Origin of the sequence: Streptococcus mitis (genome assembly GCF_000722695.1) — a bacterium.
Classification (GTDB): Bacteria; Bacillota; Bacilli; order Lactobacillales; family Streptococcaceae; genus Streptococcus; species Streptococcus mitis_O.
In genome coordinates, this window is record NZ_JPFU01000005.1 from 42943 (window position 1) to 69562 (window position 26620).

The 26620-nt window shown below is 36.7% G+C and carries 36 protein-coding genes and 2 pseudogenes; 30 read left to right on the forward strand and 8 right to left on the reverse strand.

What is annotated here, in order from left to right:
• The first annotated feature begins 14 nt into the window (after positions 1-14).
• The 14 genes from SK629_RS11170 to SK629_RS11185 all read left to right on the forward strand — a co-directional run bounded on the left by SK629_RS11170 (position 15) and on the right by SK629_RS11185 (position 11814).
• Positions 15-188: a hypothetical protein gene (locus SK629_RS11170; RefSeq protein WP_080710171.1), complete on the forward strand. Its 174-nt coding sequence runs from the start codon at positions 15-17 to the stop codon at positions 186-188.
• Between the two features lie 201 nt (positions 189-389).
• Complete coding sequence (gene rpoE / locus SK629_RS02170) at positions 390-977, forward strand: DNA-directed RNA polymerase subunit delta (RefSeq protein WP_042900384.1); 588 nt, start codon at positions 390-392, stop codon at positions 975-977.
• 389 nt (positions 978-1366) lie between these two features.
• Positions 1367-2974, forward strand: a complete 1608-nt coding sequence (locus SK629_RS02175; protein WP_042900385.1) for a CTP synthase — start codon at positions 1367-1369, stop codon at positions 2972-2974.
• Positions 2975-3093: 119 nt separating this feature from the next.
• Positions 3094-4167 carry an N-acetylmuramoyl-L-alanine amidase family protein gene (locus SK629_RS02180; protein WP_042900386.1) on the forward strand — a complete coding sequence of 358 codons (1074 nt, stop codon included), beginning with the start codon at positions 3094-3096 and terminating at the stop codon, positions 4165-4167.
• 90 nt (positions 4168-4257) lie between these two features.
• Positions 4258-4557 (forward strand): DUF4651 domain-containing protein, encoded by a 300-nt coding sequence (locus SK629_RS02185; protein ID WP_042900387.1) that lies wholly within the window; start codon positions 4258-4260, stop codon positions 4555-4557.
• The gene (locus SK629_RS02190) at positions 4554-4871 is read left to right on the forward strand and encodes a thioredoxin family protein (protein ID WP_000615777.1); all 318 of its coding nucleotides are present in this window, start codon (positions 4554-4556) and stop codon (positions 4869-4871) included. Before SK629_RS02185 ends, SK629_RS02190 begins: the two co-directional genes overlap by 4 nt.
• 15 nt (positions 4872-4886) lie before the next feature.
• Positions 4887-5513, forward strand: coding sequence for a YtpR family tRNA-binding protein (gene ytpR, locus SK629_RS02195; RefSeq protein WP_042900388.1), 627 nt, complete (start codon positions 4887-4889; stop codon positions 5511-5513).
• Between the two features lie 41 nt (positions 5514-5554).
• Positions 5555-6316, forward strand: a complete 762-nt coding sequence (locus tag SK629_RS02200) for an SDR family NAD(P)-dependent oxidoreductase (protein WP_042900389.1) — start codon at positions 5555-5557, stop codon at positions 6314-6316.
• A 77-nt stretch (positions 6317-6393) separates the two neighbouring features.
• Positions 6394-6789 carry a single-stranded DNA-binding protein gene (locus SK629_RS02205; RefSeq protein WP_000282467.1) on the forward strand — a complete coding sequence of 132 codons (396 nt, stop codon included), beginning with the start codon at positions 6394-6396 and terminating at the stop codon, positions 6787-6789.
• Between the two features lie 155 nt (positions 6790-6944).
• Entirely contained in the window at positions 6945-7229 is a 285-nt protein-coding gene (groES, locus tag SK629_RS02210; RefSeq protein WP_042900390.1) for a co-chaperone GroES, read from the forward strand.
• Positions 7230-7244: 15 nt separating this feature from the next.
• The gene (gene groL / locus SK629_RS02215) at positions 7245-8867 is read left to right on the forward strand and encodes a chaperonin GroEL (RefSeq protein WP_042900391.1); all 1623 of its coding nucleotides are present in this window, start codon (positions 7245-7247) and stop codon (positions 8865-8867) included.
• 137 nt (positions 8868-9004) lie between these two features.
• A complete protein-coding gene (locus SK629_RS02220) occupies positions 9005-9772 on the forward strand; it encodes an epoxyqueuosine reductase QueH (protein WP_042900392.1) in 768 nt (255 codons plus the stop codon).
• Positions 9773-10170: 398 nt separating this feature from the next.
• Positions 10171-10944 carry a class I SAM-dependent methyltransferase gene (locus SK629_RS02225; RefSeq protein WP_042900393.1) on the forward strand — a complete coding sequence of 258 codons (774 nt, stop codon included), beginning with the start codon at positions 10171-10173 and terminating at the stop codon, positions 10942-10944.
• 12 nt (positions 10945-10956) lie between these two features.
• Positions 10957-11814 (forward strand): Rgg/GadR/MutR family transcriptional regulator, encoded by an 858-nt coding sequence (locus tag SK629_RS11185; protein WP_080710173.1) that lies wholly within the window; start codon positions 10957-10959, stop codon positions 11812-11814.
• Positions 11815-12171: 357 nt separating this feature from the next.
• On the opposite strand, the gene SK629_RS02240 is transcribed toward SK629_RS11185, so the two are convergent.
• The 7 genes from SK629_RS02240 to SK629_RS02265 all read right to left on the reverse strand — a co-directional run bounded on the left by SK629_RS02240 (position 12172) and on the right by SK629_RS02265 (position 17522).
• Positions 12172-12705 carry a DUF402 domain-containing protein gene (locus SK629_RS02240; protein WP_000775321.1) on the reverse strand — a complete coding sequence of 178 codons (534 nt, stop codon included), beginning with the start codon at positions 12703-12705 and terminating at the stop codon, positions 12172-12174.
• Positions 12706-12793: 88 nt separating this feature from the next.
• Entirely contained in the window at positions 12794-13570 is a 777-nt protein-coding gene (recX, locus tag SK629_RS02245) for a recombination regulator RecX (protein ID WP_042900394.1), read from the reverse strand.
• Between the two features lie 89 nt (positions 13571-13659).
• Positions 13660-14826 carry a tyrosine-type recombinase/integrase gene (locus tag SK629_RS02250; protein ID WP_042900396.1) on the reverse strand — a complete coding sequence of 389 codons (1167 nt, stop codon included), beginning with the start codon at positions 14824-14826 and terminating at the stop codon, positions 13660-13662.
• 311 nt (positions 14827-15137) lie between these two features.
• Positions 15138-15902: a type II toxin-antitoxin system PemK/MazF family toxin gene (locus SK629_RS02255; protein ID WP_042900397.1), complete on the reverse strand. Its 765-nt coding sequence runs from the start codon at positions 15900-15902 to the stop codon at positions 15138-15140.
• A 188-nt stretch (positions 15903-16090) separates the two neighbouring features.
• The gene (locus SK629_RS02260) at positions 16091-16630 is read right to left on the reverse strand and encodes a hypothetical protein (protein WP_042900398.1); all 540 of its coding nucleotides are present in this window, start codon (positions 16628-16630) and stop codon (positions 16091-16093) included.
• Positions 16627-16842 (reverse strand): hypothetical protein, encoded by a 216-nt coding sequence (locus tag SK629_RS10920; RefSeq protein WP_050492338.1) that lies wholly within the window; start codon positions 16840-16842, stop codon positions 16627-16629. Before SK629_RS10920 ends, SK629_RS02260 begins: the two co-directional genes overlap by 4 nt.
• A gap of 53 nt (positions 16843-16895) precedes the next feature.
• Positions 16896-17522, reverse strand: a complete 627-nt coding sequence (locus SK629_RS02265; RefSeq protein ID WP_042900399.1) for a helix-turn-helix domain-containing protein — start codon at positions 17520-17522, stop codon at positions 16896-16898.
• Positions 17523-17660: 138 nt separating this feature from the next.
• On the opposite strand from SK629_RS02265, the gene SK629_RS02270 reads away from it, so the two are divergent.
• From SK629_RS02270 to SK629_RS02345, 16 genes and pseudogenes are all read left to right on the forward strand, one after another.
• Positions 17661-17846, forward strand: coding sequence for a hypothetical protein (locus SK629_RS02270; protein ID WP_042900417.1), 186 nt, complete (start codon positions 17661-17663; stop codon positions 17844-17846).
• A 239-nt stretch (positions 17847-18085) separates the two neighbouring features.
• Positions 18086-18688 carry a Rha family transcriptional regulator gene (locus SK629_RS02275; protein WP_042900418.1) on the forward strand — a complete coding sequence of 201 codons (603 nt, stop codon included), beginning with the start codon at positions 18086-18088 and terminating at the stop codon, positions 18686-18688.
• Positions 18689-18699: 11 nt separating this feature from the next.
• Positions 18700-18960 (forward strand): hypothetical protein, encoded by a 261-nt coding sequence (locus tag SK629_RS02280; protein ID WP_042900400.1) that lies wholly within the window; start codon positions 18700-18702, stop codon positions 18958-18960.
• Between the two features lie 328 nt (positions 18961-19288).
• A complete protein-coding gene (locus SK629_RS02290; RefSeq protein WP_042900401.1) occupies positions 19289-19555 on the forward strand; it encodes a hypothetical protein in 267 nt (88 codons plus the stop codon).
• The gene (locus SK629_RS02295; protein WP_042900402.1) at positions 19548-19994 is read left to right on the forward strand and encodes a hypothetical protein; all 447 of its coding nucleotides are present in this window, start codon (positions 19548-19550) and stop codon (positions 19992-19994) included. The genes SK629_RS02290 and SK629_RS02295 overlap by 8 nt, the downstream gene beginning before the upstream one ends.
• Positions 19991-20205, forward strand: a pseudogene (locus SK629_RS02300) (hypothetical protein). The gene SK629_RS02295 and the pseudogene SK629_RS02300 overlap by 4 nt, the downstream one beginning before the upstream one ends.
• A complete protein-coding gene (locus tag SK629_RS02305; RefSeq protein WP_042900403.1) occupies positions 20202-20459 on the forward strand; it encodes a hypothetical protein in 258 nt (85 codons plus the stop codon). Before SK629_RS02300 ends, SK629_RS02305 begins: the two are co-directional and overlap by 4 nt.
• A gap of 46 nt (positions 20460-20505) precedes the next feature.
• Complete coding sequence (locus SK629_RS02310) at positions 20506-20787, forward strand: hypothetical protein (protein ID WP_042900404.1); 282 nt, start codon at positions 20506-20508, stop codon at positions 20785-20787.
• On the forward strand, positions 20774-21658 hold the full coding sequence (locus SK629_RS02315) for a conserved phage C-terminal domain-containing protein (RefSeq protein ID WP_042900405.1): 885 nt from the start codon (positions 20774-20776) through the stop codon (positions 21656-21658). Before SK629_RS02310 ends, SK629_RS02315 begins: the two co-directional genes overlap by 14 nt.
• 11 nt (positions 21659-21669) lie before the next feature.
• Positions 21670-22515 carry an ATP-binding protein gene (locus SK629_RS02320; protein WP_042900406.1) on the forward strand — a complete coding sequence of 282 codons (846 nt, stop codon included), beginning with the start codon at positions 21670-21672 and terminating at the stop codon, positions 22513-22515.
• 5 nt (positions 22516-22520) lie between these two features.
• Positions 22521-22676 (forward strand): hypothetical protein, encoded by a 156-nt coding sequence (locus SK629_RS12410; protein WP_000344069.1) that lies wholly within the window; start codon positions 22521-22523, stop codon positions 22674-22676.
• Between the two features lie 89 nt (positions 22677-22765).
• A complete protein-coding gene (locus SK629_RS02325; protein WP_042900408.1) occupies positions 22766-22960 on the forward strand; it encodes a hypothetical protein in 195 nt (64 codons plus the stop codon).
• A gap of 84 nt (positions 22961-23044) precedes the next feature.
• Positions 23045-23896, forward strand: coding sequence for a phage major capsid protein (locus tag SK629_RS02330; RefSeq protein ID WP_042900409.1), 852 nt, complete (start codon positions 23045-23047; stop codon positions 23894-23896).
• Positions 23897-23906: 10 nt separating this feature from the next.
• A complete protein-coding gene (locus tag SK629_RS02335; protein ID WP_042900410.1) occupies positions 23907-24458 on the forward strand; it encodes a hypothetical protein in 552 nt (183 codons plus the stop codon).
• A 362-nt stretch (positions 24459-24820) separates the two neighbouring features.
• Entirely contained in the window at positions 24821-25231 is a 411-nt protein-coding gene (locus SK629_RS02340; RefSeq protein ID WP_042900420.1) for a DUF722 domain-containing protein, read from the forward strand.
• A 221-nt stretch (positions 25232-25452) separates the two neighbouring features.
• A complete protein-coding gene (locus SK629_RS02345) occupies positions 25453-25773 on the forward strand; it encodes a transcriptional regulator (RefSeq protein ID WP_235219602.1) in 321 nt (106 codons plus the stop codon).
• A gap of 489 nt (positions 25774-26262) precedes the next feature.
• Here SK629_RS02345 and SK629_RS02350 read toward each other — a convergent pair.
• Positions 26263-26620, reverse strand: a pseudogene (locus SK629_RS02350) (transposase); the annotation flags it as partial.

Genomic DNA, 26620 nt, shown 5'->3' on the forward strand with positions numbered 1-26620 from the left:
AAAAATTTCTATGTATGATTTTCATTTTGAAAGAACGAGAAGTCTTGACAGGTCAACGACTCAATGAACTGGAAATCAACGGTATTCGTTTGACTAAGTTTAAAAATGGAGAAATCGGGATTGAATTCATCTGGATTGATATTGAAAATCCACCTAGCGATACCATCGGATGGGTAGCAAAGAAATAAAAAGTTCGTTTTAGACTAATTTCCACTTCGGCAAGGCAAGTGGAAGTTACTTTGAGAAGTTAGCCAATAAAAAGTCCTATCACTTTCTCCCCCTTAACCTTTGACTATTCCACAAAATTATCGTAAAATAAAGAGTAAATGATAAAATGAGGTCAGAGTCTGTTCGCTCTGGCGATAGTAGTATAAATGAGGAGAAACGCTTTGGAATTAGAAGTATTTGCTGGGCAAGAAAAAAGTGAACTATCTATGATTGAGGTAGCGCGTGCTATCTTGGAACTTCGTGGTCGCGATCATGAGATGCATTTTAGCGATCTTGTAAACGAAATTCAAAATTACCTTGGAACATCAAACAGCGATATCCGTGAAGCCTTGCCTTTGTTCTACACAGAGTTGAACTTTGACGGTAGCTTCATCTCACTTGGAGACAACAAATGGGGGCTTCGTTCATGGTATGGTGTGGACGAAATCGACGAAGAAATTATCGCTCTTGAAGAAAATGATGACGATGAAGTAGCACCAAAAGCTAAGAAAAAACGCGTCAATGCCTTCATGGATGGTGATTCAGATGCTATTGACTACAATACAGATGATCCAGAAGACGAAGACGCATACGAAGCAGATCCAGCTCTTTCATATGATGATGAAAATCCAGATGATGAGAAAAACGAAGTGGAAGCTTACGATGCAGAAATCAACGAAATCGCTCCTGATGACTTGGGTGAAGACGTGGATCTCAACGAAGAAGACGACGAGTTTTCAGATGATGATACTGAAAACATCGAGGAATAAAAGTTAGCTATTGACAATTATCCTATTTTTAGGTATCATATTGTTTGGGCACCTCTTTTAGAGGTCGGGGCTCCCTAGTTCTTAGGGAGCTATTTTTGTTTTTTCAAGAAGTTATCTTCTTGTGTTTTATACTCAATGAAAATCAAAGAGCAAACTAGGAAACTAGCCGCAGGTTGCTCAAAACACTGTTTTGAGGTTGTAGATAAGACTGACAAAGTCAGGAACACATATCTACGGCAAGGCGACGTTGACGCGGTTTGAAGAGATTTTCGAAGAGTATTGGTTGTGAATCTGGTGCAGTCGTTCCAGATTATTCTTATTAGTAGGGTCTTGTTTTCTATGTCCCCTCGTAGTTAACAAGGACTGGAGCATTTTAGAAAGAGGAATCTATGTCTACGAAATATATTTTTGTAACTGGTGGTGTGGTATCGTCTATTGGGAAAGGGATTGTGGCAGCGAGTCTGGGCCGTCTCTTGAAAAATCGTGGTCTCAAAGTAACCATTCAAAAGTTTGACCCTTATATCAATATCGATCCGGGAACTATGAGCCCTTACCAGCATGGGGAAGTTTTTGTGACAGATGACGGAGCTGAGACAGATTTGGACTTGGGTCACTATGAACGTTTCATCGATATCAATCTCAACAAATATTCCAACGTGACAACTGGTAAAATTTATAGTGAAGTGCTTCGTAAGGAACGCCGTGGAGAATACCTTGGGGCAACTGTTCAGGTTATTCCTCATATCACAGATGCTTTGAAAGAAAAAATCAAGCGTGCCGCTCTAACGACCGACTCTGATGTCATTATCACAGAAGTTGGTGGAACAGTAGGAGATATCGAGTCCTTGCCATTCCTAGAGGCCCTTCGTCAGATGAAGGCAGATGTGGGTGCGGATAATGTTATGTACATCCATACAACCTTGCTTCCATACCTCAAGGCCGCTGGTGAAATGAAGACCAAACCAACTCAGCATTCTGTCAAAGAATTGCGTGGATTGGGAATCCAGCCAAATATGTTAGTTATTCGTACAGAGCAACCAGCTGGTCAAGGAATTAAAAATAAACTAGCTCAGTTCTGTGATGTGGCACCAGAAGCCGTTATCGAATCGTTGGACGTTGAGCACCTTTACCAAATTCCGTTGAATTTGCAGGCACAAGGTATGGACCAAATTGTCTGTGACCATTTGAAATTAGACGCACCAGTAGCAGATATGACTGAATGGTCAGCCATGGTGGATAAGGTCATGAACTTGAAAAAACAAGTTAAAATTTCCCTTGTCGGTAAGTATGTTGAGTTGCAAGATGCCTACATCTCAGTGGTTGAAGCCTTGAAACACTCTGGTTATGCCAACGATGCAGAAGTGAAAATTAATTGGATCAATGCCAATGATGTGACAGCAGAGAATGTGGCAGAGCTCTTGTCTGATGCGGACGGAATCATCGTACCAGGAGGTTTTGGCCAACGTGGTACGGAAGGGAAAATCCAAGCCATCCGCTATGCGCGTGAAAATGATGTTCCAATGTTGGGAGTCTGCTTGGGAATGCAGTTGACATGTATCGAGTTTGCTCGTCACGTTTTAGGACTCGAAGGTGCCAATTCAGCTGAACTTGCACCAGAAACAAAATACCCTATCATTGATATCATGCGTGATCAGATTGATGTTGAGGATATGGGGGGAACCCTTCGTTTGGGACTTTACCCATCTAAGTTGAAACGTGGCTCTAAGGCAGCAGCTGCTTATCACAATCAAGAAGTGGTGCAACGCCGTCATCGTCACCGTTATGAGTTTAACAACGCCTTCCGTGAGCAGTTTGAGGCAGCAGGTTTTGTCTTCTCAGGAGTTTCTCCAGATAATCGTCTGGTAGAAATTGTGGAAATTCCTGAAAATAAATTCTTTGTGGCTTGTCAGTATCATCCTGAACTTTCAAGTCGTCCAAACCGCCCAGAAGAACTCTATACTGCTTTTGTCACTGCAGCAGTTGAGAACAGTAATTAGCCAAATCAGAACCTTTGAGAAGAATCTCAGAGGTTTTTTGCTAGCATATTTAGGATAAGATTTGCAAAATAAAAACATAGTGATATAATTAACATAACAAAAGTTAAGGAGGATTTACAATGAAAAAAATCACACTATTTGGTTTGTCTCTAGCAGGTTTAGCTTTACTGGTTTTTCCTCATTCAGGAAAAGCATTCGAATTGGAAGAAGAATGGGTTGTTAAATGTGGAGTTCAGTATCAAGATGGCAAGATTCTTCGATTTAATAATGGCCATGAAGTGGATATTAAAGTATTGGATTTGCCAAAAAATGAGAAAATCGAGTGGACGGTTAGTCTCAATGGTCAGGATCAGACTGTCAATTTCCTAGGTCAAGAAAGGGACAAGTCTATGATGGGCGTAGAAGGTCGTTATCTGAATTTCTATGTTCCATATGGCTATAGAGGAGATATCAAGGTCGAGGCTAAGAGTGGAAATGAAGTCAAGACCTGGTCAACGAAAGTTGTGGATGATATTCATAATGATAGTGGAAAGAGAGGTTACTATCGTATTGAAGAATCAAATAATCAATACACTTACCTCGATGCTAAATGGGATTATCAAACCAAGACTTACACTGCTAACTTACCAGATACTGTCAATGGTCAAAAAGTCTATGCTTGGGCAGACTATGACAATAGTGAGTTGAAACTTGAAAAACTAAAGTCTATCAGTCATAAATATGATGGAGGATCTTTCAAAGAACTTTCTCCGATTGTGAAAGCAGAAAGCTGGCTACAATCAAACCAAAACTGGTACTATCAAAAACAAGGTCAATTAGTGCAGAACGATTGGGTTAAGGACAAGGGAACTTGGTACTTTATGAACGATAAAGGAGTCATGTTCAATCAAACTTGGCTCTATCAAGGTAACAACTGGTATGCCTTTAAATCATCAGGAGGTATGATTGCTGGTGATTGGCTTTACGACCAAGGCAAGTGGTACTATTTATCAGCTTCAGGAGCCATGAAAGCAAGCACTTGGGTTTATGATAAGGGAGAATGGTATTATGTAAGTTCTTCTGGTGCCATGATTGCAAATGATTGGGTCAAAGATGATGGCAAGTGGTATTATCTAGCTTCATCAGGTAAGATGCTTCGCAATACCTACACACCTGATGGTTACTATGTTGGCAACTCAGGTGCCTGGCAATAAGTATAAGAAGTCCTTTTCCTTAAAGGAAGAGGCTTTTTACTTGCTTTTCTGCTGCTTCCTCATTTGTCCTGAGGCGTTTTTTGTGTTAAAATGAATGGTATGAAAGCTAAAAAAATGTGGATGGCAGGTCTGGCTCTGCTTGGTATTGGGAGCCTTGCCCTTGCTACGAAAAAAGTTGCAGATGACCGTAAGCTCATGAAGACTCAGGAAGAGTTGACAGCGATTGTACGAGACCATTTTTCAGACATGGGGGGAATTGCGACCCTCTATGTTCAAGTTTATGAAAGCAGTCTAGAGAGCTTGGTTGGCGGTGTCATTTTTGAGGATGGCCGTCATTATACCTTTGTCTATGAAAATGAAGATCTAGTCTATGAGGAGGAAGTCTTATGATACAACCAGCAAGTTTAGAAGAATTGGCATCTTTAGTAGAAAAAGATGGCAAGAAGGTTTTCCTTTTTGTAGCAGACTGGTGTGGCGATTGTCGTTATATTTATCCTGCCTTACCAGAGATTGAGGAGACCAATCCAGAGTTCACCTTTATTCGAGTGGATCGAGACCAGTACATGGATTTGGCCAAACTCTGGGATGTTTACGGGATTCCTAGCCTTGTTGTTCTAGAAAAGGACAAGGAAATCGGCCGTTTTGTTAATCGCGACCGTAAAAGTAAGCAACAAATTAATGACTTTTTAGCAGGATTGAAATAGGAGAAAAAGGAAACAATGATTTTTACATATAACAAAGAACATGTCGGTGATGTCCTTATGGTCATCGTGAAAAATAGCGGAGATGCCAAACTGGATGTGGAACGCAAAGGCAAGATAGCCCGTGTTTTTCTCAAAGAGAATGGGGAAACAGTGGCTTGGAATATTTTCGAAGTTTCAAGTTTGTTTGAAATTGCTGAGCGTGGTCAAGTCTTTTTGACAGATGAGCAAGTCGCTCGTTTGAACCAAGAGTTGCAGGCGGAAGGTTTTACAGAAGAAATCATCAATGACAAGGAATCTAAGTTTGTTGTGGGTGAAATTGTTGAGATGGTAGCCCATCCTGATAGTGATCACCTCAACATCTGCCAAGTTGCAGTCGCAAGTGACAAGACAGTGCAAATCGTTGCAGGGGCTCCCAATGCGCGTGTTGGGTTGAAAACCATTGTGGCTCTTCCGGGAGCTATGATGCCAAAAGGCAATCTCATTTTCCCAGGCGAGCTTCGTGGTGAAAAGAGTTTTGGGATGATGTGCAGTCCTCGTGAATTGCATCTGCCAAATGCTCCGCAAAAACGTGGAGTTATTGAATTATCAGAAGACCAAGTTGTTGGAACACCATTTGACCCAGCCAAACACTGGACTGTCTAAGAAGTTGTTAATATCTGATAGACCAGATAGAAGGAAATAAGATGGCAAAAAATGTAGTGATTACAGGAGCGACATCAGGAATTGGTGAAGCGATTGCGCGTGCTTATCTGGAGCAGGGTGAGAATGTCGTTCTAACTGGACGACGGATAGACAGACTAGAAGCCCTCAAGTCAGAGTTTGCAGAAGTCTTTCCAAATCAAACCGTCTGGACCTTTTCATTAGATGTGACGGATATGGACATGGTAAAGATGGTCTGCTCCGATATTCTAGAAATGATAGGGCAGATTGACATCTTGGTCAATAACGCCGGACTAGCTCTAGGCTTAGCACCTTATCAGGACTATGAAGAGTTGGATATGTTGACCATGTTGGATACCAATGTCAAAGGTTTGATGGCAGTCACTCGCTGTTTCTTGCCAACAATGGTAAAAGCCAATCAAGGTCATATTATCAATATGGGGTCGACCGCAGGAATCTATGCCTATGCGGGTGCAGCTGTTTACTCAGCCACCAAGGCAGCGGTTAAGACTTTTTCAGATGGACTGCGAATTGATACCATCGCAACGGATATCAAGGTGACTACCATTCAGCCAGGGATTGTCGAAACAGATTTCTCTACAGTTCGTTTTCATGGTGACAAAGAGCGTGCTGAGGCGGTCTATCAGGGAATCGAAGCCTTGCAAGCTCAGGATATTGCAGACACAGTGGTCTATGTGACCAGTCAACCTCGCCGTGTGCAGATTACAGATATGACCATTATGGCCAATCAACAGGCGACAGGTTTCATGGTTCATAAAAAATAAAAAATTTTCTCGAAAAGTTACAAATTTCTGTAACTTTTTTTGATTTCCTGCGAATAGATAAGTAGGAGGAAGAAAATATGTATAATAAAGTTATCATGATTGGGCGTTTAACGTCTACACCAGAATTGCACAAAACCAACAATGACAAGTCGGTAGCGCGAGCAACTATTGCTGTGAACCGTCGTTACAAAGATCAAAACGGTGAACGTGAAGCCGATTTTGTAAATATGGTCCTATGGGGTAGACTAGCAGAAACCTTGGCAAGCTACGCAACCAAAGGTAGTCTCATTTCCGTTGATGGGGAATTGCGTACTCGTCGTTTTGAGAAAAATGGTCAAATGAATTATGTGACCGAAGTACTTGTCACAGGATTCCAACTCTTGGAAAGCCGCGCCCAACGTGCTATGCGAGAAAATAACGCAGGGCAAGACTTGGCAGATCTAGTCTTGGAAGAGGAAGAATTGCCATTTTAAGCATTGAAAAGTCTGAGTTGGTCTCAGGCTTTTTATCTTGCCAAAGTCAGACTTTTTTCTTGACTATTTCTGACCAAGTGATACAATAGAACTATGAATTAGCACTCAAGTGTAAAGAGTGCTAATGATATCTATCTCATTATGGAGGAAATCAGATGTTGAAACCATTAGGAGACCGTGTGGTCTTAAAAATCGAAGAAAAAGAACAAACTGTTGGAGGTTTTGTCCTTGCAGGCTCAGCCCAAGAAAAAACCAAAACAGCCCAAGTTGTAGCTACTGGACAAGGGGTTCGTACCTTGAACGGTGACTTGGTTGCCCCAAGTGTCAAGGTTGGAGATCGTGTCTTAGTTGAAGCTCACGTAGGTCTTGATGTCAAAGATGGCGATGAAAAGTACATCATCGTAGGCGAAGCGAACATCTTGGCTATCATTGAAGAATAGAAGGAGAAAGTAAGTATGTCAAAAGAAATTAAATTTTCATCGGATGCTCGTTCAGCCATGGTTCGTGGTGTCGATATCCTTGCAGATACTGTTAAAGTAACCTTGGGGCCAAAAGGTCGTAACGTTGTGTTGGAAAAATCATTTGGCTCACCCTTGATTACCAATGATGGTGTGACCATTGCCAAAGAAATTGAATTAGAAGATCATTTTGAAAATATGGGGGCCAAATTGGTATCAGAAGTAGCTTCAAAAACCAACGATATCGCAGGTGACGGGACTACAACTGCAACTGTTTTGACCCAAGCTATCGTCCGCGAAGGAATCAAAAATGTCACAGCAGGCGCAAATCCAATCGGTATTCGTCGTGGAATTGAAGCAGCAGTTGCCGCAGCAGTAGAAGCCTTGAAAAATAATGCCATCCCTGTTGCCAACAAAGAAGCTATTGCTCAGGTTGCTGCCGTGTCTTCTCGTTCTGAAAAAGTAGGCGAATATATCTCTGAAGCCATGGAAAAAGTTGGTAAAGACGGTGTCATCACTATCGAAGAGTCACGTGGTATGGAAACAGAACTTGAAGTTGTGGAAGGAATGCAGTTTGACCGCGGTTACCTTTCACAGTACATGGTGACAGATAGCGAAAAAATGGTGGCTGACCTTGAAAATCCATATATCTTGATTACTGATAAGAAGATTTCAAATATCCAAGAAATCTTGCCACTCCTCGAAAGCATTCTCCAGAGCAATCGTCCCCTCTTGATTATTGCGGATGATGTGGATGGCGAAGCTCTTCCGACTCTTGTATTGAACAAGATTCGTGGAACCTTCAACGTAGTAGCAGTCAAGGCACCCGGCTTTGGTGACCGACGCAAAGCCATGCTCGAAGATATCGCCATCTTGACAGGCGGAACAGTTATCACAGAAGACCTTGGTCTTGAGTTGAAAGATGCTACAATTGAAGCACTTGGTCAAGCAGCGAGAGTAACTGTGGACAAAGACAGCACTGTTATCGTAGAAGGTGCTGGAAATCCTGAAGCGATTTCTCACCGTGTTGCGGTTATCAAGTCTCAAATCGAAACTACAACATCTGAATTTGACCGCGAAAAATTGCAAGAACGCTTGGCAAAATTGTCAGGTGGTGTAGCGGTTATTAAGGTCGGAGCCGCAACTGAAACTGAGTTAAAAGAAATGAAACTCCGCATCGAAGATGCCCTCAACGCTACTCGTGCAGCTGTTGAAGAAGGAATCGTTGCAGGTGGTGGAACAGCCCTTGTAAATGTTATCCCAGCCGTGGCTGATTTGGAATTGACAGGAGACGAAGCGACAGGACGCAATATTGTGCTCCGTGCCTTGGAAGAACCTGTTCGTCAAATCGCCCACAATGCAGGATTTGAAGGATCTATCGTTATCGATCGTTTGAAGAATGCTGAGCTTGGTATAGGTTTCAACGCAGCAACTGGCGAGTGGGTCAACATGATTGATCAAGGTATCATTGACCCAGTTAAAGTGAGTCGTTCAGCCCTACAAAATGCAGCATCTGTAGCCAGCTTGATTTTGACTACAGAAGCAGTCGTAGCCAATAAACCAGAACCAGCAGCCCCAGCTCCAGCAATGGATCCAAGCATGATGGGCGGCATGATGTAAGATTCCCATAGAAAACAACTTATAAAAAACACAAAAGGAGGGAATGGGTATTCCTCCTTTTTATGCTATTCACTTCTAAATTGATTTGAGCTCTCCTAACTTATATGATAAAATAAGACTAGAAAAAGGAGAAGAACATGATTGATGTAGAAGAAATTCTGAGCAAGATGAACCCCAATCAGAAGATTAATTATGACCGTGTCATGCAGAAAATGGTACAAGTATGGGAGAAAAATGAGCAGCGCCCAACTATTCTCATGCATGTTTGCTGTGCCCCTTGCAGTACCTATACTCTAGAATATTTGACTAAGTATGCAGACGTGACCATCTATTTTGCCAATTCTAATATCCATCCCAAAGCAGAATACCATAAGCGGGCTTACGTCACCAAGAAATTTGTCAGTGATTTTAATGAGCGGACAGGAAATACGGTTCAGTACCTAGAAGCTCCCTACGAACCCAATGAATACCGAAAACTAGTTAGAGGATTAGAGGAGGAGCCAGAAGGTGGCGACCGTTGCAAGGTTTGCTTTGACTACCGACTGGATAAGACAGCTCAAGTGGCTATGGACTTGGGATTTGACTACTTTGGCTCAGCCTTGACCATCAGTCCTCATAAGAATTCTCAAACCATTAATAGCATCGGAATCGATGTGCAAAAAATTTATACAACCCACTATCTTCCAAGTGATTTCAAGAAAAATCAAGGCTACAAACGTTCAGTGGAGATGTGTGAAGAGTATGATATCTATCGTCAATGTTATTGTGGATGCGTCTATGCAGCCCAAGCTCAGAATATTGATCTGGTTCAGGTTAAGAAGGATGCTACAACTTTCTTGCTGGATAAGGATGTTGAAAAAGACTATTCCCACATCAAATTTACTGTCACTAAATTAGATACATAAACGAAAACTTGTCTCACGGCAGTTTTTTTGCTAGTAGAAAAGCGGTAGATAGAAATCGTTGGACTAATTTTTGAATTTCTAGTCCAAGGCTTGTGAGTCTTCAACAAGCCTTGGACTCTTAAAAAATGAAGTTTTGCTCAAACGAGCTTTTTAAATTAAAACGAGCAATTATCAGTTCAAATTTGTTTCAAAAGAAGAACGGATAAATTAATCGCTGCTTTGTTTTTGAGTTAGGAAGTTAAGCATGCCAAACTGAGTCGTAGGAATAAATTTCTTTATAGAAATGTGTTACAACTCTGCTATAACGGAATATTCCTTTTTTGCATTTATACAACTTATTTAACGCTGTGTTTATTCTTGTGATATAATGTCAAATTATAGAGTGGAGGTCATTTAAAATGATTGATAAAGTAATTGAACAATATAAAAGTCATGATAATCTTGATATTCGAGTAGAATTGCATAAGAAGTATTCAAAAAATAAATTGGGATTTAATAATTGGATATTTTCTAACTACCAAATCACTGATGAAGTAAAGATTCTAGAATTGGGATGTGGTACAGGAGAACTATGGAAAAGTAATAGTGATTCTATAGATAAAATGAAACAGTTGATTGTTACAGATTTTTCTAAAGATATGGTAAAATCAACGAAGTCAGTTATTGGAAATAGAGACAATGTCAACTATGAGATAATGGATATTCAAAAGATTTCTTTTGAGAATGAAACTTTTGATATTGTTATTGCTAATATGCTTCTACATCATGTGAATGATATTCCTAAAGCTCTCTCTGAGGTGAATAGGGTCTTAAAAACCGAAGGCATTTTTTACTGTGCTACATTTGGTGAAAATGGAGTTGTAAATTATTTAGCAAATTTATTTAAAGATGAGGTTAATCAAGATTTAGAAAATAAAAGGTTTACTTTACAAAATGGTAAAAGGTACCTGAGTAGGTATTTTAACTCTGTCGATACATTACTCTATGATGATGAGTTACAGGTAACTAGTATAGATGACCTAGTTAAATACATCCAATCGTTTAAAGGAATTTCAGAAATAGGTTCACTAGAAGAGGAAATAATACGTAAAAGATTGGAAAGTGAGTTTAATAATGGTATGTTAATCATTCCTAAAGAATATGGTATGTTTATCGCTCGAAAAGAAAGTTAAGGGAATGAAAGTGTGAAAAATTACGGAGAAGCTTTTCGATATTTTAGAAAATTAAACGGATATTCTTTAGAGTATGCTGCAGCTTATTCTATATCAAAATCTCAACTTTCTAGATTTGAAAGGGGAGAAAATGAAATTTCTCTTTCAACATTTTTTGAATTATTATCAAATATCAATGTTTCGATAGAGAATTTTTGTAATCATCTAGAACATTATAAAAGATCGGAGCGTGATGATTTTTTGGTTAATTTATCTCCAAATTTTTATAGTTTGAATACTAAAGGATTGGAGGTAATAAAAAATGAGCAACAAAAGCTTTTTGAGAAGAGTGGGGAAAAAACTCATAAAATAAATACAATTATGGTTCAGGGATTATTAAATCAGATAGATTGTAATCATGTAGTTAGTAAAGATGATCTAAATTTAGTATATGACTATTTATTCCAGAAGGAACGATGGGAGTCCTATGAGATAACACTGATTGGTAATTTATATCATCTTTTTGAAATAGATTATATTTACAGAGTTGGAAAAGAAATACTAGAGCGTACACATTATTACGAAAAAATCGGTAAGAATAGAAATTTAGTTGTGTCAGCTTGTTTAAATTTTTGGTTCTGTTGCCTTGAAAATTCACATCTAATATATGCAGACTACTTTGAAATGAAATTAAAAAAATTATTAAAAGATGACACAAAAGTTTTTGAAAAATCTACATTCAAATTTGTAGAAGGATATAAAATATATCTGACTGAATCTAAAGAATCTGGAATTAAGCAAATGCAAAATGTTATTAAATATTTTGAGTTTATTGAGTCTAAAAATATTGCTTTATATTTTCAAAAACGATTAAATGAGCTGGTAGATTAAACACCATTTTCTCTGTCGAGATATTGTTTTTAAAATGTTGTGCTAAATGATTGATGCTATGTGGAAATACAAAAAAATTTTTTTGATACGAAGTTGACCTGTATTTTTGATACTAATCATCTTCGTATTTTTTGTATTAAACGATATAAGTTTGTTGTAAACTTACAAGGAACAGAGACATTAAAAAATAACAGTATATCTATTTGTTTTATATATTTTACAAATTCTGCATAAATCTCTTTCTAGTAAGGTGTTGTAACTCTGCTATAATGGATTTATTCCTTTTTTGTTTTTACACAATTTATTTTACACTACCAAAAAACAAGGTCAGGATTTTGCTCCTGACCTTTGACAACTTTACCGATTCTTTAGTTCTACATAGCGCTTGTACCAAATGTTTACATAGGCTTCTGAGAAAGGACCACGTCCATTGTTAATCCAATCAACAAGAATTTTGACATGTTCTTTTAAAATATAGTCCAAGTCATCAGAATAATTCATTTTGCGTTTGTGGCGCTCATACTCCTCAACGTCCAAGAGACGTTTTTCCCCATCTGTAAAAATTTTAACATCCAAATCGTAATCAATATACTTCAGTGCTTCTTCATCCAGATAGTAGGGGCTAGCCATATTGCAATAGTAGGAAGTTCCATTATCACGAATCATGGCAATGATATTAAACCAATATTTCTTGTGAAAGTAAACAATAGCCGGTTCTCGAGTGACCCAACGACGACCATCACTTTCGGTAACAAGTGTATGATCGTTGACACCAATAATGGCGTTTTCTGTTGTTTTTAGTACCATGGTGTCCCGCCAAGTTCGGTGGAGACTCCCATCATGCTTATAACTTTGAATTGTAATAAAGTCGCCTTCTTTTGGAAGCTTCATAACTAACCAACTTTCTACAATTTATAAGTTTATCGTTTACTATTGTACCATAAAATTACCTAAAATCTGTGAATTTTACATGAAAATATTAAAGATATTCTCTGAGAGCGCTTGCTATATCCGAAAAATCGTAGCCTTTTCGTGCTAAAACTTGAGTTAAACGCTGTTTAAGTTCGTATCCTTCATATTTGCGGGCATACTTAGCATATTGCTTGTCAAGTTCCTTGAAGATGAGTTCCTGAGTCGTTTCTCCATCAACTTGACTATCCAATTCGTCAAAGGCACTTTTAGCATCAGAGTAAGAGAATCCCTTGTTGGTCAGATTTTGGATTATCTTATCTTGCAAGGCGCGAGATGGAAGTTTTCCTTCATATTTTTTCAATAGTTTATTAGCTATACGTTGAGCGACTTCCAAAAAATCAAATTCTTTCAAGATCTCTTCTATAGTAGCTTTTGAAATTCCTTTTTGTGCTAATTTCTGAGTCAGTACATAAGGTCCCTTGTCTCCTGAAAGTTGATTGGCATTGATGATAGCATAAGCGTACTGACCATCATTAATCCACTTATCTTCTTTAAGATTAATAATGACTTGAGAAACAATGTTTTCATCAATATCATATTTTTTCAGATATTCTCTGACTTCTTTTTCAGTGCGAGCTTTAAAGGATAGGTGGTAGAGGGCTAGATTCTTACCGTAAGAAAATTTGGCAAAGTCCTGAATCTCTTTCAATTCTTCTTGGCTTATCACCTTATCTCTCGATAACATAAAACGAACAATAGTATCTTCAGTAATGTAGCATTTGTCGCCATTATCAAGCTCCATCAGATAGAGTCTTTTTTTCTTTTCAAGTTTTGTGATTTTCATAGTTCTATTATAACTCAAAATGTGATAAAAAGCTGAAACCCCTTGATATAGCCGTTTTTTGTCTCTTAATGATGAATTTTAAGAACTTTTTAGGAACTTTGTAGATTCTCAATGGCTTTTTCATAAAAGGAAGTCGCCTTTTTCTTATTGTCTTTGGATAGGTGACTATAGATGTCCATAGTCATTGAAATTTTAGAATGGCCTAGCCGTGTTTGGATTTCTTTATAAGGCAGGCCAGCATTAAGCAATAGACTAGCGTGGGTGTGTCGGAAAGCGTGGAAACTCAAACGAGGACATCCAGCCAGTTTTAAATGCTTTTCTAGTCTGAATCTGAGCGCTCCAGCTTCTCTATAATTGTCAAAGGTATCAGAGAACACTTTTTCAAAAGTTACCCCTATTTCCCTACCTATTTGGGATTGTCTTGCTTTATAGAGCCGAAGCATGAGTACCGTTTTGGTATCCAGTGCTATTTCTCTAATGCTACTTTTACTTTTAGGGCTAGTGATTTCCTTGAGGGTGTTTAAAGTCTTGGTAACTGAAATGCTACCGTTTTGTAAGTCAATATCAGACCATTTCAAGGCTAAACACTCACGAATACGCAAACCAGTCGCTAGAAGTGTCTTATATAACACCGTATCGGAGAAATTTTTATAAGTGTTTGGCAACTGATCCAGATAATCTAAGAATTTTTTCAAATTGTCGTCATCCAGATATTTCAGTTTTTGCCCTTCTTTGGGTTTGCGACGTGGGACGATGATATCACTAGATGGATTTGAAGCAATGACTTGCAAGGAAACGGCATAGGATAATATGCGTTTATTTAGGGCATGGAGTTGATTATATTGCTGATAACCTTTCCCTAGTTGGTTATAATCTATTGCCCACTGGTTTACCTGGTGCTGAATGATTGGGGGCGTCAGCTTATCCAGCTTGTAGTCTCCAAAGGCTGGTAGGAGATACTTTTTTATGTTGTTTTTTGCTCCTATAAGAGTGCTATGTTTGACTGTATGGCAATAATTTTCTAGCCAGAGGTTCGTCAATTCCTGATAGGTGGTAACATTAACGGTTTTTGTGACTGTTGAGCCGTTTTTTTCAAACTCTACCTTGGCTTGGATAGCCTTGCTTTTGAGTCTGTTCTTGGTTCTGTCTGAAATAGTTGTCTTGACTTTCTTACCTGTTACGGTATCGATACCAAGATAAATGCTGGAACGGTAAACTACTGATCCATCTTTCTTTTTGTACTCTGTAATCTTCATGGTTTTACTCCTTTTCCATCAGCAGGCAAGCAATTAGAAAAGGTTTTGAGTTTATACCATGCGAGGAGCTACGAGAATGCCCCTATTTTCGATTTTAAGCAGTCGGACGGTAAATTGTACCAGAATAGAAAACAAGGCGAATATGGGGGAGTTTTTTATTTTAAGTTATGTTTACTAGAATATAAAAAGAAAAGTAGCCGTATCAAATACGGCTACTATCACGTTATGGATCTAAAATCCAAATGTAAACTTTATGGAGCTAAACTCCTAATAGCTGTATTGTAATATAATTATTAAAAAATGTCAAGAGATTAGAAAAGGTATAATTCTTTTAACTTTTCGTTAATTTTGTCCAATGTGTTATCAGATACTTTCATTTTTCCGATTGGATCTAATCTATTTTTCTTTAAAATTCTATCTTTGCTGATTGTTTGAAGGTTATTACACTTGGCATAAGAACGCTTAATGTATTTTTTGTAGTATTGAGTTAATTCAATAACGTCATTTATTTCTGATTGTGTCCGTTTAAGGTTATCATCGTCTATTATCTTAGGTTGAATTATTTCGTTTGAAAATTGTTCTGTATAAGCTTGGTAGACATCCGATAAGGCAGCTTCAGTAATTGCATTATTGGAATCTAAATATTTTAGGTAGGCAAATAATTCTTTGTGTAATTTTTCAATATATTCATCAAGCAAAATAGAAGGATATTCTGCAATGACTTCGTCTATGAGTACAGTATCTATTTGATTTTTAGATGTTAGAGGAATTACTGTAAGTGTTTTTTTATAGGGACTATCTACTTTGTCTAAGACAATAGCCCAATGATTATTTGATAATTCTCCGCCTATATTTACACCGAACTCTACGAATACCAGAGAACCACGACTGAATTTCCAATATTTTCTTTTTTGAGTCTTGGCTTCAAATAAGAATTGTTCAGATTGTCTTTTAACTGCTGGTGCAAGAAATCTGTATTTAGAAGATGTATGCTTTGCTTTACCAAGTTTATAGAGTTTTTCAACTTCTATGTAGTTTTGTTTGGTTTGTTCAAAATATGGATTTTCTTTGTTCATTTTAATTCCCTCTATATATGCCCACGATTTCGCCGATGGTTTAGAAGATATTAGTCATCTCTATTTGTCAAATTTGTCGTTTTTTGCACTTTAGTCTGTAAAATTGGCTTTCTATTCTTCAATTTCCCCTGTTTTTGCACAATAGACCTTAGAAATAGGGGCGCTATTGGCGAATATGGGGGAGTTTTTTAATTTACGATGATTTCTCCAACAGGGATAAAATCTTTTTGTTTTGAAGATTTTGCGATTAAGTCGTATTGATCAGCGGATTTTTCATATCCAAGGGAAAGAGTAGTATTGTCGTCTGGTAATTTTTTAGCAAACTCAGATATAGACATCCGAAATACGGTAATTGCATTTTGCTGATTAGTTGTAGCAGAATTTGAATTGATTGCGGCCATAGTCTCTTTTGCGTTATCTTTAGCCGTTCCAGTTAGCAAAATCATAATTGTATCATGCGGTTCGGATGAATCTGAATCGATTACGTTATTTTGAATTTTTACGCTTATTGCGCCAGTTGATTCAGGATCTAATTTTGATTTGATTTCAGAAATTAGATTGTCGTATTTACTGTTATCTACTTTGGCTTTTGTGTTTGTTGAAGTAGTATTTTTTTGCTCCGTTTTTGGTTGCTCCGAGCTATCTTTGGTAGTTGATTGATTGTTAGAGCAAGCTACTAGAAGGGTAGCAGAAAGTAAAATAGCTGACGTGCCTAGTAATTTTTTCATAAGTAGCCTCCTATATGCTGATGTTTTCTGATAAAAGATGGTGGATTTTTATAGAACTTCTCAAAAACCATTGTAGCCTGAATGCGGTCTCCACCACTTACTCCTTTGCTTCCACCATTGGCGATATGTAGGCGATAACCTTTTGAAGCTTGTTTATTGATAACATCTTCCAATTCTGTAAGGTTTCTTGATTCAGTGTCAAAAAATCCTATGGGGGGTTACTCTTTTTTAGTTTTTTATCAGATAATTCTAAGTAATTTTCAAATTATTTTTTATCAGGATGCTCTTCTATGATACCTATACCTCTATTTTTTTCGTATAGACTATTTACTAGTTGCATAACGATTTTTTTATCAGATGTTGGAAGGGATAGAAAAGAACCAAAAAAATCTTTAAAAAGTATTGGCAATTGTCCAAGAGCTATGTAGATTCTTGAAATATTATCAGAAAGAGTCCCATATATTTTTTCGTCATAATCTTCGGAGTGAGTTTTTTTACACTCTTTAAGAATAAGATCCTTAATATCTTGTTCGATTATGGGAAGATTATCAGCTTTTACAAAAACAGATAAAATCCACTTCCCGTTTTTTCGATTAGTCTCATCGTACACTGAAATTATATTTTTAGAATCTGGGTTAGTATGTAATAATTTTACCATATTTTTATGGCTACCAAGTGCATCATTTTGAATAGTTTTATAATCCTCATGCCCCAACAAATACCCAACGCTTACCCCGAAGTAGTCAGCTAGTTTTTGTGTATATTCATATTTAATTTTTAATTCTTTTTCTTTTTCCCAACGGGATATAGTCATCTCTGATACTCCAAGAAGTTCAGCAAGTGTTTTTTGGGTGTCCCCTTTACTCTTTCGTAATTCTTGTAATTTGTTCATCTTATATTACCTCAAAATAATTATAACACAAAAAATAAATCTTTAACAAAAATGTTAGAAATTCTTGACAATTAACATTTTATTTAGTAGAATACAGAAGAACTAACAAAAATGTTAGAAAAGAAAGGGGGAACTTCATTGCTTATTACCTCAACACAAGCAAAAGCGATTCGCCGAAAGCAAGCAGACAAGAAATTGACCGCAAAGCAAGCAGGCGAAGAAATAGGGGTTTCACAAGTTACCTATCGCAAAATCCGAGACGGTGGCGAAGTAAAGCCTAGTATTTATCAAAAAGCCATGCAGTGGCTTGCTGAAGATTATTAGAAAGGAGCGAACAGATCGCAATACTTCAATACATTTACAAGTTTCTCATGTGGTGCTTTACTACTGGGGATTGATAAACGGATCTAGCTAAATATTCGCTAGTGTAATTTGCTTGTTACCTATAGCAGTATCAAGGGTTTGTAGGGGTTCATATTCTCCGATTTTACCCTACTTTAATGCTTTACCTTGGTACTGTTTTAGGTGGCAAGCACGAGCAACAAGAAGAAAGGAGTGAACCAATGGAATTGGTTTATATGGACGGCAAGAAAGAGCCGTATACACTGAGCAGTATCGTTGCCGACTGCGCTGAAATTAAGCACAGACATTTGAAGATTTTGCTGAACAAGCACCGAGAGGACTTTGAAATCTTCGGAAAGGTGCAATTTAAAATTTCACCTTCAAAGAGTGGACAAAATGTACGGGACTATATTTTGAATGAGCAACAAGCAACCTTGATGATCACTTACTTACGAAATACAGAACCCGTAAAAGAGTTTAAGAAGAACCTGGTTAAAGCCTTTTTTGAAATGCGTGATGAACTTTCTAAGCGTTATCTTCAAAGAGAACTGGAAAAACCAAAGCGCAAGACCTTAACCGAAGCTATCAAATCATGGGAGAAAGCGCCCAAGCATGCCTATAGTACACTTACAAACTTATTGCTAAAGGGAGCGACTGGGAAAAACAAAGCCCAACTCATGCAAGAGCGAGAAAGTGGAAACGGTATTGACAGTTTAACCAGTGATGAACTTACAAACTATCAGCGCTCGGAAGATATGGCAATAGCTATGATTAATTTGAATAGGGGATATTCAGAAATTAAGGAATTAATTTTTAAAGTATAGGAGTATAGAAAATGGAAAATGATTTTAAGACAGTTACGAATGCCAAAGGGTTAGAAATTCCCAAGTATTCCAAGGATTTTAAAAAGCTAGTTGAGAAAGACAGACAACTAGCTGAATATCTTTGTATGAACTACGAGAACTTGGACAGTGAAGACCTGGGCGCATTTCTTGAAACGGTGGAGCAGGGGTTCAGCTGGATTCTAGATCTTATCGAAAGTAAAGACTTGCTTTATAAACCAAAGTCAGGTAGTAATCATGCAAAAAGAAAATAAAAAAATCACTTGCTCAAATTTTAGACGAGGCGAGCAAGCGACATAATTCAAAGTATAGAAATTTTTTCTATGCTTTGATTATAGCAAAAAATATCTATTCTATCAAATACCTAAAGAAAAACCGAAGAGCAGGCAAGCAATTAGAAAAGGTTTTGAAATCAAGCGCTGACAGGGTGATTCTAAGGCCTTGTTTAGCTGAAATGTGGGTGATTACCCACGAAACATCACTACAAGCGTTCGCCAACTTGGGGCAATCGCTCAGCGTTTGGAGTGGTAAAATTATCCAGGGTAGTAAACGATCATTAAAAAGCCAACGGAGAAAAAAACAATGACAAAAGAAGAAATGAGAAATATTTTAGATGAACTAGATGATTTAACCTTAGAACTTAACACCGTTGAAAATGCCTTAGGGGCTACTTTCCACTTTTTCAGTAAAAACATAAGCACCAAAGAAAAGAACATGCTTTTAACTTTAGAATACGACACACAGGGCGCTATTTTTAATCTTGCTTATGATTGGCTTATTAATACAAAGAAAAATCTAAATAATGCTATTAAAATGTACAAAAGAGAATTGGAGGAAAAACATGAATGATTATTTTAAAGAATTTGAAAAAGAATTAGGCAGCGTAGAGGAGAAGTTAGATATTTTGTCGGAGTGGCATTTATCAAAGAAACACCACGGAGCAACAGAGATAGCCGAAGATTGTCGAACTACAATCAGTCAGCTATGGATTCAGTTTTATAAACTATCAGAAACCTATAAACAACAGGAAGCGGAACATGAAACATTTTTAGATGCAAACATCAGCAACTTACTAGGCGAGTTGAAAAAACATGATGAATTTTTAGCAACTAATTCCATCAATTTAGGGAAAGAACGCCCACACTGGTTATTATTTAACTATTTGAATAAAGCTGTTAGAAGTTTCACAGATCCGAATAAACTAGCAACAGATAACACTGGTAATATTTGGGATTATCTACGTAGCCTAATTATCAAGGATTTGAAAGAAAGAGGGTTATTAAAATGAATGAGTTAGATATAAGCAACACACAGGCGCTTATCTTCGTGATGGTATTGATTGGCTTGCTGCTTTATCTAAACCATCGAGACCGCGAAAAAGCGCCCAACTGGAGCGAGAAAACAGGAAACTGGGAGAAAGACCTAGTGAGAGTTTAAGCCCTGACTATGGGCGATATATCCAGCTTGCAGGTGTTAATAAACAAGGAGATATCAAATGACTTATAGAGTACATTTATATACTAAAGAGAAATTAGATGAGCGAGGCTTAACAATAGAGGCCTTTATAGTTAAGCGTATAGAGAACATAGAAAATCTATCAGCAATTTTCGGAGTATTAGATAATCAACTTTCGGATACAAACTTAAGACATAAAGTTTGTAAAACTATTGAGATGATTTTAAATGATCAGGAAGATATGTTATTTAGGGCATTAAGTGACCAAATAACCTTCCGAACCCATAAACCAGCCTAGGAAATGAGGAATAGAATGAATTTAACACTGAAAGGGGTGGAAGGATATGTTTAGTTTGAGTAAAGAAAGCGAACACGATTTAACCAATAGAATAAGCACAGTAGTAGAAAACTATCTAGCAGTCCGAGAAAGACCTAAACCACGACTAACTGGTTTAATATCAGCACAAGAAGCTATGGACGAGTTAGATATAAAATACAAAACCTTGCAAAAGTGGGAAGGTGCAGGACTAAGACGCTACCAACCACCACTAGAAGATACTAGAAAAGTCTATTACAAAGTTACGGATATTTTGAAGTTCCTGGGGGTAGATGATGGCAAAAACTAAAGTATATTTTTGGTTGAAAATTGATAAGAAATTTTTTGACAATCTCTTTATTAAGCGACTCAAAAGTATGCCTGGCGGTTATACCATGACAGTAATCTATATACGCATGATGTTAGAAAGTCTTGAAAGTGATTGTATTCTGTATTACGAGGGATATTTTGAAACATTAAAAGAAGAACTAGCCTTGAAATTAGATGTTTCAGAAGATGATATATCTATGACTATAGCTTATTTTACGCAATGTGGCCTGATTCAGATTGATGAAGATAAGAATGCCGAGTTAACCCAAGCAAAAGCTTTAGTACAACAAGAAACAAACCATGCTGCATATATGAGAAGTTACCGCAAAGAGCAACAAGAGAAAGAAAAAAATCTTACAATGTTATCTAATAATTTTACAACGTTATCTACATGTAAGACAGAGATAGAGATAGATAAAGAGTTAGAGCAAGATTTAAAGTTAGATATAAATAAAGAATATATAGCCGAGGAAACCTCGCCTAATGAGCAAAGCTCATCTTTCATTTTTCCTAGTTGGCTTGAAGAAATGGCTATAAAAGATTTAGAGAAAACAAAACATAAAGAACTTTGGATTCCTGTTGTTTATTTGAATCAAGTAGCTAACAAGAGATATAAATTTGTCGATAAGACAAAAAGGCTTTTACTAGCACGATTCAAAGAAGGCTATACACTTGAAGATTTTAAACAGGTGATAGATATTAAAACGGCAGAATGGAAGGATAGTCCTGAATTTTCTAAATATCTGAGACCTGAAACACTTTTCGGATCTAAGTTTGATGGTTATTTGAATCAAAAGCCTAAAAACATAAAAGGGAAGTCAGAAGATAACTTCCCAGATCTACCATTTTAGGAGTTGCAAAGATGAAGGAACAATTTAAAGAATTTAATAACAGAAAAATATCAGATAAAGTTTGTGATATTCATCAGGTAAATTACTGGGAAATTTCTATATCTGTAGTAGGGAGTTCAGAAAGAAAAATACAACCATTTTGCCCGGAGTGTGTGAAGGGGGATATTAAACAAAAAGAGAAAGATCTATTACAGCGGTTTGATGATAGACAAACGTATTTTAAAACTTATGATGTATTAATGCGTGATAGTACAATTCCTAAAGAGTTAAAGGGAGCGACATTTGATAATTTCTTTGTTAAGACTACAGAGGAAGGTCAGATGTTAGAGTTTGTAAAGGGGCAAGCCCAGAAATACCTTGCAGGTATGACGGGAAATACTTTAATCAGCGGTAGCACAGGAATAGGAAAAAGTCATTTATCGCTTGCCCTGGCCAAAGAAATCAATGAGAGTTTCAGAGAGAAGAACGATCCTAAGAGTGTCTTATTTGTCAGCTTAACCGAGATTATCAAGCAGATAAAAGAAGGTTGGGCTTATGGAAGAAATGCCAACTTAACAGAATATGAGGCGGTTAAAAAGCTTGTTGATGTTGATTTCCTAATCATCGATGACCTGGGCGCAAAAAATGGGACAGTAACACCTAAGAGCGATTGGGAACAGGATTTCTTGTTTGATATTATCAACAATCGAGAAACTACGATTTTCAACACGAACCTAGATAGTAGTGAACTACGGACGGTGTACAATGCTAGAAATTCAAGTAGAATTTTGAAAGGTTTAGAAGGGAACACTTTTAAGGCTTTCACAATCAAAGATAAGCGATACACGATTAACACAGTGAGAGGAGAGAAAGGTTAATAGATATGGATGAAATGAAATTTTCAACAGAAAAAGGCTTTATTGTCTACGAAAAATGTGGTATAATAGAGATAGAAAAAGTTCCAAGATTTGGAGAGATAACTTTAGTCTACTCAGATGGGAAATTTACTCATCTAGTCAAAAAAGAAACTAAAAAATAAGTCTATTGAGAACAACTCAGGGGCATACCGTAAGCATATAATGCTAGTGGTATGTCCCTTTTTGCTTGAGAAGAAAGGAGGTGAAGAAGATGACGGTAGATACTTCATTAGGGTATGTGGTAGCTAGTAAGTTTTCTATTGATCCAGAAAAAAGACAGAAAATATTTTCAAAATGTAAAAATGAAGATAGCAGTTTAGAAAGTGGGAACCATGAAATACTAGAGAAATATGCTAACGAAAACACAAAATCAACAGTTAGAAAAAATGATTTTAAAAGCTCGTAGAGTTCTAAAAGAAAAGCTAAGAGCTAAGAACTTTAGAAAAAATTATAAACAACGAGGAGCAATAAAGAGATAAAGGAGTATAAAATGGCTAAAAACTTTAGTTTGGTAGAAAAGTATGTAAGAAGTAGAGGAATGAGTATTGATGATGAAAAATCAAAAACAGGTTTAATATTATCACAAGATATAACAAGTATCTATGACGTTCCTGAAGAAGGAAAAGAATTAGTGGATCTTGTTAATGTGATTGAGCATACGGGTACAGGTGGAACATATGAAACTGTAGGTTTTGATGATGAACATCTAGCAGAACTTGAATCAGAAGATTTTAGAGATAGTAAAAGTGTAGAACTTAGAAAAAAACAGATTAGAACCAAGTTTGAACACAAGACATTTTCAGGCCGTATTGCCTTGTCGTCTGAACAAGTTGAAGATGGAGAATATAATATATCAGATTTCTTAAGTAAAAAAATTCCCCGTCTTTGTCGTAAAACTCGTAATATTGAAATCGGAAAAATTCTAAAAGAAGCACCTGAAAAAAATGTTTCTAATTTTGACGAATTGAAAGATACAATAAACGATTTAAATCCTGAACGTCATAATACTCTTGTATTAAGTCAGTCACTATTTAAGTTTTTAGATAAGGAGAAATCTAGCGATGGAAATTATATTTTAAAAATTAACAAGAAGGAACGATACTCAGAAAACTTATACGTTGATGATGTTATTGTTGTACCTGATGAAGTGCTAGGAGTAAAAGGCGATAAAGTTGCTTTCGTTGGGGATTTGTATAATTTCGCTACTTTATTTGAAAGAAACAAAAATAGCTTACGGTGGGTAAGTGAATCTGTTATTTATGGAATGAGTTTAATGCTTTATACTCGTTTCGTTGTAAAGAAAATTGAAACGGATTGCGCTTTCTTTATAAAATGGAATTAGGAGATAGGGGATGGATATTAGAGAAGTATTATCAACATTAGAAAATCTTGATGATAAAAAAGATAAGATTGCAAAAGCAAGAACAAAGTTGGAAGAAAAAAGAAAAACAATTACTGGAGAGAAGAAGGTTTCATTTGATAATATTGATTCTTTTTTTGAGGATAATGCTACTTCCTTAGAACAAGTTACTAACATGAGTGAATCAATCAATCTTTTAGAGAAAGAGTATGATACTTATTTCTGGGAGGCAAAGGCAGCGATATTTGAATATATCTTTAAAGAGACTAAGCGAAGAGCTGAAGAAAAGAAAATCTATAAACGTTACCAGAAGAAACTTAGGATAATTTTAGATGCCTACGATGAAATTCAAGCACTAAAGAAAGATGTAGAAGAAATACATAAAGGCGTAGTTGGAGAAATAACTCAGGAGCATTCTCTTGCAGTATATCGGACAGAAGTAAATCCAACAAGTATCCTTCCGTTCTTAAATCCTGATGTCAGTGGGCATATGAATTTTTCTAAGGAATATCGTGAGATTAAAGAGTATTTAGGTAAAGAGTAATTCATTAGAAACAAGGCTGGTTTGAATATCAAGAAATTGATAGCTATATCAAAAATGGCCTTGTTTTTAATTTCAGTAAATTAGTTTCACAAAATGAAGAAAGCATAAACTAAAACAGAGTATAGGCTTGGAAGCCATGTATATCAGTAAGTTACAGAATGGAGTGAGTTTCACAGAATGTAAGATAAGAGAAACTGGGGAATAAATTAGAGGGATACTTCTTTAAATTGTCATATTGAAGAGTTGTCAAACTTAAAACAATGATACCTGGTAAGTGGAGTGTTGAAAGGCTTTTAAGCTTTTGTCAGTTTGACAGAACGCAAGATAAGAAAATTTTAAAATTGAAGTGGAGGTACTTGACTATGTATGAACTGAGTAATAGAGACCTGGACGGGATAGATATTGAGTTAGGGCGATATAGAACGATTGCTAATAAAATTTACTTGAGAAGACAAGAGTTGATACATAACAAGAAACATGGGAATGAAACGTATATTAGATCTCAGGGTAAGAAAGCTTCAAGTCCTACTGAAGATACTATAATTAGAATTGAAGAAGATTTAACCTTAAGATATCTGGAAGGTTTTAAATTAATTGTAGATACCTTGATGGAAAATCTGATTGATACTGATCTAGTCATCTTTAAAATGAGATTTTTAGAAGCTGGTGTGACTTGGGAAGACGTGGCAGAGAAACTAAATAAAACTACTCGTTATATAAATAGTCGAAGAAAAGTAATCGCTAAAAGATTTATAGAACTGAAAGGATATTGACTCCCCCCACGTTGAAAAAAATTTTTTGAATACTTTGGGAACCGGTGAAGGGAACTTTTTCCAAGTCGGAGACCTCCAGACAAAAAGGGGGTAAAAACTGACCAATTTACCAGAAAAATGATTAGTTTTGAAAAAGGAAGAAATTTAGTAGAAGAAATTAAGCTTTTACCCTTGTAATTTAAAGTAGAAAGCGGATGACTTACTTTCTGAGATTCCAGAGGATGGCAGGGAGTGAAAACCAAGTTACAATAGATGAAGAGGCTTGGGAACTTGTCCTACCTGATCAGTGGAATTTGACTAGTAAGCATGAAAAGGCAATCAGAGAGAGTCTAGAAACATTTGTCCATGACATCAATAAGATAGAGAACAAGCGAGCCAGAAAATACTTTATTATCCATTATTGTTACATGAGGAAGAAAACAGTAAGTGAATGTTTAGAAATTGCTGGGACAAAATCCACTAATTATCATAGATACAAACAGATAGCCGTCTTAAACTTTGCTAGAATTCACCAGAACGGAGAACTAGAAGCATATAAGTAGCCATCAGCTGAATAACTGGAGTCTAGGACGCCTCGTTTTAGGGCTTCATCATATAGAACTCCATGAATCAACTAGAAACCCTTAGAAACGAATCTGGGGACTTTTGTGAGAATTGTTTTTTCAAGTGGTATTTGATAAAATAGTGGTGTGAGGCGCTTGCGCTCCAACCTCTTAGCGTTTACCTCTTCTTTTGCGGGGGTCGGGTTTACGATTTTTTTAATATTTATGTTTTATTCTTTTACGAATAATACAGTAGGAGGAAGAAATATGATAAGAGAGTGGAAAAAGAAGGATATCATCCATCATTCTAATTTTGATTTATGAACATGAAAATAATGTGTGAAATACTTGTGTTGAGTATTATAATGTTGTATAATCCCATCTTTGACAGTTTTTTGAAAACAAAGAGCCCCTAAATGCTGCTATAACAGCTTTTCGGAGCTCTTTTTCTCTTTTAAAAAAATGCGTACTTTTTATCGAGATTTGGTTTTTTAAAAATTTTTTCATATTTTTTTCGCTTATAATCTCAAAATCAGTTTGGAAGCCAAATGCTTGGTGGAGTTGATCCGTGATAGTTGTTCTGGTGTAAGTTGGAAGATATCCTACTCCATAAAGATGTTTGAACTTATAATTGCGTAAGGTTTGGATGAGTTCTGAACAGGTGACTGTTTCTCCTATTTGTTTTTCCAAGAGACGATAAATCATTAGTGCTAGGAAACAAATAGTGAAATGTGCTTGAATCCTATCTGAACGGCTGAGATAAACTGGTCTGGCTCGTAGTTCCTGCTTCATGATACGAAAACTCTCTTCAATTTCCCACCGCCTTTGATTGATGGCTACAATTGTC